Source organism: Sphingomonas sp. (genome assembly GCF_031380695.1).
Taxonomy (GTDB): Bacteria; Pseudomonadota; Alphaproteobacteria; order Sphingomonadales; family Sphingomonadaceae; genus Sphingomicrobium.
In genome coordinates this window covers 1-2,835 of sequence record NZ_JANMWY010000232.1, presented here as the reverse complement: position 1 = coordinate 2,835, position 2,835 = coordinate 1, and the positions used below count along the sequence as shown (strand labels likewise).

At 68.1% G+C, this 2,835-nt stretch carries 4 protein-coding genes; all 4 read right to left on the bottom strand.

Annotated elements, in window-relative coordinates; translation table 11 throughout:
• Window positions 1-119: 119 nt before the first annotated feature.
• Genes nusB through RMN84_RS08265 form a run of 4 tightly spaced genes read right to left on the bottom strand, consistent with a single transcriptional unit; the run spans window position 120 to window position 2,653 of the window.
• Window positions 120-563: a transcription antitermination factor NusB gene (nusB, locus tag RMN84_RS08280; protein WP_309611704.1), complete on the bottom strand. Its 444-nt coding sequence runs from the start codon at window positions 561-563 to the stop codon at window positions 120-122.
• 20 nt (window positions 564-583) lie between these two features.
• Window positions 584-1,471 (bottom strand): alpha/beta hydrolase, encoded by an 888-nt coding sequence (locus tag RMN84_RS08275; protein WP_309611703.1) that lies wholly within the window; start codon window positions 1,469-1,471, stop codon window positions 584-586.
• Window positions 1,468-2,355 carry a pirin family protein gene (locus RMN84_RS08270; protein ID WP_309611702.1) on the bottom strand — a complete coding sequence of 296 codons (888 nt, stop codon included), beginning with the start codon at window positions 2,353-2,355 and terminating at the stop codon, window positions 1,468-1,470. The genes RMN84_RS08275 and RMN84_RS08270 overlap by 4 nt, the downstream gene beginning before the upstream one ends.
• 1 nt (window position 2,356) lies before the next feature.
• Window positions 2,357-2,653: a BolA family protein gene (locus RMN84_RS08265; protein ID WP_309611701.1), complete on the bottom strand. Its 297-nt coding sequence runs from the start codon at window positions 2,651-2,653 to the stop codon at window positions 2,357-2,359.
• Between the last annotated feature and the right edge of the window lie 182 nt (window positions 2,654-2,835).

Genomic DNA, 2,835 nt, shown 5'->3' with positions numbered 1-2,835 from the left:
GAGTCAGCACCAGATCGCCGAGCAGCGCGACGTCATCATCAAACCCGCGCGCCTCCGCCGGCGTCGCCAGCGCCCGCAACGCGGCAATGAACTCCAATTCGCCGGTCATGCCGCGAACTTCACCCCCGCGCGCCCCTCGCGACCGCGTCGAGCAGCCCGTTCACGAAGCCGCTTTCCTTCTTGTCATAAAAGGCATGCGCGACATCGACATATTCGGTGATCACGCTCGCCACCGGCACGTCGGGCCGCGCGATCAGTTCGTACGTCCCGGCCCGCAAAATCGCCCGCATCGGCCGGTCGAGGCGGTCGAGGTTCCAGCCCTTCGCCAGCTTCTCGCCGATCAGCGCATCGATCTCGCTTCGCCTGGCATCCACACCCTTGACAACATCGTCGAAGAAGCTCTGCTCGGCCTCGGCATAGGTCGCCCCTTCGATCGTCGCGCCCAGGCGATGTTCGTGGAACTGGTGGAGCAGCGGCGCGACCGCGCTGCCCTCCATTTCCAGCTGATAGAGCGCCTGCACGGCGGCGAGCCGGGCGGCGGAGCGCGATTGGGAACGGGTCATGCGGGGCGCTTAGCGACCGATTACGCCGACAGGAAGGCCCCGAGCGCCTCCGCCACCGGCCCCGGCGCCAGCCACGGCGCGAAATGGCCGACCCCCGGCAGCTTCACGATCGTCAGGTCATCGACGAACGCGTCGAGCCCGTCGAGCTGCAGCGGCAACAGTGCCGTGTCGTCCATCCCCCAGATGACGCAGGTCGGGATATGGATCTTGGGAAAGGGCGCGTCGACCCACGCCGGCATCGCCGCGTCCGCCTCCGGTTCGGGCACGATGATCGGCGACGCGCGATACCAGTTGAGCATGCCCGTCAGCGTCCCCGGCCGGCTCCATTCGCCGATATAGCCCTCGCGTTCCTCGGCGCTGATCGCCCCCGCCGGAATCCGCGCTTGGAAAGTCCGGTCGAAATACGCCGGAATGCCCATCCCCGCGACGAACGTCTCGAACCCCGGGTCGCGAAAACGGTTCATATATTGCGACGCCGTGCGCTGGGCCGTGTCGGCGATCAGGCTCTTCTGGAAAATGACCGGGTGCGGCGCGTTGATGATCGCCAGCCGCTCGATCCTGGGATCCGCCTTGATTGCCGCGCCCCACGCAATTGCCCCGCCCCAGTCGTGCCCGACCAGCATGAAATTCCCGATCCCCAGCGCATCGGCCAGCGCGAACAGGTCGGCGATCACCTTGTCGGCACGATAATCGGCCACGTCCGCCGGCGCATCCGACCCGCCGAACCCGCGCTGGTCCGGCATCACCAGCCGAAACCGGTCCGCCAGCAGCGGAACCATGTCGCGCCACGTCCGGTGCGACTCCGGAAAACCGTGCAACAGGATTACCGGCGGCGCATCCTCCGCCCCGGCGAGCGCGACATTGAGCGTAACCCCCGTCGGCAGCGCGATCTTGCGAAATTCGGTCATGGATAACTCACCGTCAGCGGTACCTCGGGCAGCGGGATATACTCGGCCTCGTCCCCCGGCACTGTCGGGAACCTGCCTCCGCGCCAATCCTCCTTGGCCTGCTGGATCCGCTCCCGCGACGAACTGACGAAATTCCAGAAGACATGGCGCGGCGTCGCAAATGCCCCGCCTCCCAGCAGCATCGCCCGGCTCGCGCTCTCCGCCGTCAGCACCGCGCGATGCCCCGGCGCCAGGATCACCAGGTCGAACAACGTCACCGCCTCGCCGTCGATGCTCGCCTGCCCCTCGGTCACCAGCAGCGCCCGCTCGTCCGCTTCGGCCTCGATCGCCACGCTCGCCCCGGCCTGCAGCACCAGGTCGGCATAGATGGTCGGCGAATGACAGGTTGTCGCCGCGCTGACGCCCCACAGGCTGCCCATCAGCACCCGCGCGCGCACCCCCTCACCCTCGACCAGCGGCAGGCCCGCGCCCGCGACATGCTCGAACGCCGGGTCGATCTCCTCCTTGCCGTCGGGCAGCGCCAGCCACGTCTGCATCCCGTAGAATCCCGGCCCGGCCGCGCGCGTATCGGCCGGCGATCGCTCCGAATGGACGATGCCCTTGCCCGCCGTCATCAAATTGATCGCCCCCGGTGCGATCGTCTGGAACGAGCCGAGCGAATCGCGATGGTCGATCGTGCCCTCGAACAGGTACGTCACCGTGGCGAGGTTGATGTGCGGATGCGGCCGCACGTCCATCCCCTCGCCCGGCCCCAGCCGCGCCGGCCCGAACTGGTCGACGAAGATGAACGGCCCGACCATCGTCCGCGTTTTGGCAGGCAGCGACCGCCGCACCTTGAACGCCCCCAGGTCATGCGTTACGGGGGTGATGATCGTTTCGATCATCCTACTCCCCCGGCGCTCGCGCCCTGATCGTCAGGGCGTGGACCCGCTCCTGCATCAACTCGCCCAGCGCGGCGTACACCAGCCGCTGCCGCGCGACACGGGCCTTGCCCGCGAACGCCGCGCTTTCGATCTCCAGCGCGAAGTGCGATTCGCCCCGCCCGTCGTGCCCGGCATGGCCCGCATGATGCGCGCTTTCGTCGATCAGGGTCAGGGCGGTGGGTGAAAGCGCCGCGTCGAGCCGCGCGCGCATCTCGGTGGCCACTTGGCCCAGGGCGGGAACGGTAGCGAAGGCGTCCATCGCTCCTATATAGAGCGGGTTTGCAATCGAGGAAGCACGAGTCCGCACTGGTCATGGCGTCACGCAGCGAGAAGCCCCAGAAATTCCACGGCCGCATCGAAGGCGCCGCCGATCGCTGCGGAGTCGCCGGCTGCCGCGAGCCGGGCGAGTTTCGCGCCCCGGTCTCGCCGGGTGACTTCGAC